Here is a 1,585-nt window from a genome sequence, read left to right as displayed (position 1 = left end):
CGGCGCGCGGTTCCTCGACGCCGGCTGGGTGACGCGGCACCGGTCCGGCCGCGGCCTGGACGTCACCGACGCCGGGCGCGCGCTGGTCCGCGGGTCGTGGGGCATCGACCTCTCCGACGCGAGGCGCTGAGCGGACGGTTCAGGCGGGCGGTTCAGGCGCGCGCGGGAGCGAGACCGAGCAGCGCGAGGCTGTTCTGCCACAGCGCGTCGAGCTGCGACGGGTCGTTGAACACCTTCGCGAAGAGCACGAGCCCTTCGAGCTGGGCGACGATCGCCTTCGCCGCGCCGTCGACGTCGGTCACGGACCGCAGCTCGCCCGACTCGACGGCCGAGGCCAGCCGGGACGCGATCATCGCGATCTGCTCGTCGAAGATCTCCTGCAGGCGCAGCCGCACCGGCTCGTTCTGGGAGCTCACCTCCAGGGCGAGGTTGCCGAAGAGGCAGCCGGCCACCCACCCGGTGCCGGTCACGGCGTCGACCTGCATCTGCGCCGTGGCGTCGAACAGGCCGCGGAGCCGGTCGAGCAGGCTGCCGGGGCCGTCGAGGATGCCGGCCCAGACGCCCTTCTGCCACGTCCAGTGGCGGTCGATGACGGCGAGCGCCAGGGCCTCCTTGGAGGCGAAGAAGTAGTAGAACGACCCCTTGTTGACGCCGGCGCGCGTGCACAGCTCGGCCACGCCGATCGACCCGTAGGGACGCTGGGAGAAGAGTTCCACGCCCGCTTCAATCAGGCGCTCACGACCATCCGAGGTTCGAGGCATGTTGACAGCATACGACCGGTCAACTATAACTGGAAGCCCAAGTAGTTGACCGACCGTCTACTAAGGAACGAACATGAGCACCCAGAAGGTAGCTGTCATCACCGGAGCCTCCCAGGGCATCGGCGCCGGGCTGGTCGACGCGTACCGCCAGATCGGGTACGCCGTCGTCGCGAACTCCCGCACGATCGACCTCGCCGAGGCCGACGACCTCGCCGTCGTCAGCGGTGACATCTCCGACCCGGCGACCGCTGACCGGATCATCAAGACCGCCGTCGAGCGCTTCGGGCGCGTCGACACGGTCGTGAACAACGCGGGCGTGTTCATCGCCAAGCGGTTCACCGAGTACACCGCGCAGGACTTCGAGACCATGGTCGGCATCAACGTCGCCGGCTTCTTCCACCTGACCCAGCGTGCGATCCCCCTGATGCAGGCGGCCGGCGGCGGCCACGTCGTGAACATCACCACGACCCTCGTCGAGAGCGCGCTCTCGGTGTTCCCGTCCGCCCTCGCGTCCGTGACCAAGGGCGGCATCGCCTCCGCCACGCGCGCCCTGGCCATCGAGTACGCGGCCGACGGCATCCGTTTCAACGCCGTCTCCCCCGGCGTCATCAAGACCCCGCTGCACCCGGAGGAGACCCACGAGACCCTCGCCGGCCTGCACCCGCTGGGCCGCATCGGCGAGGTCGACGATGTCGCCCGCGGCGTCCTCTACCTGGAGCAGTCGCCCTTCGTCACGGGCGAGTTCCTGCACGTCGACGGCGGGCAGATCGCGGGGCACTGACCCGCGCACACCACCGCACCGCGGGGCGGCCACCGGGCCGCCC

The 1,585-nt window shown here is 70.2% G+C and carries 2 protein-coding genes; one reads left to right on the top strand and one right to left on the bottom strand.

All coding sequences use genetic code 11. The features are described from left to right. Positions 1–152: 152 nt before the first annotated feature. On the bottom strand, positions 153–761 hold the full coding sequence (locus PROKR_RS09280; protein WP_036962439.1) for a TetR/AcrR family transcriptional regulator: 609 nt from the start codon (positions 759–761) through the stop codon (positions 153–155). Positions 762–834: 73 nt separating this feature from the next. Here PROKR_RS09280 and PROKR_RS09275 point away from each other — a divergent pair, with 73 nt between their 5' ends. Further along, positions 835–1,542, top strand: coding sequence for an SDR family NAD(P)-dependent oxidoreductase (locus PROKR_RS09275; protein ID WP_036962436.1), 708 nt, complete (start codon positions 835–837; stop codon positions 1,540–1,542). The last annotated feature ends 43 nt before the right edge of the window (positions 1,543–1,585 follow it).

Origin of the sequence: Promicromonospora kroppenstedtii DSM 19349 (assembly GCF_000515355.1) — a bacterium.
Lineage (GTDB): Bacteria > Actinomycetota > Actinomycetes > Actinomycetales > Cellulomonadaceae > Promicromonospora > Promicromonospora kroppenstedtii.
Note: the sequence above shows the minus strand (reverse complement) of the source record. Positions and strands in the feature narration are given on the sequence as shown.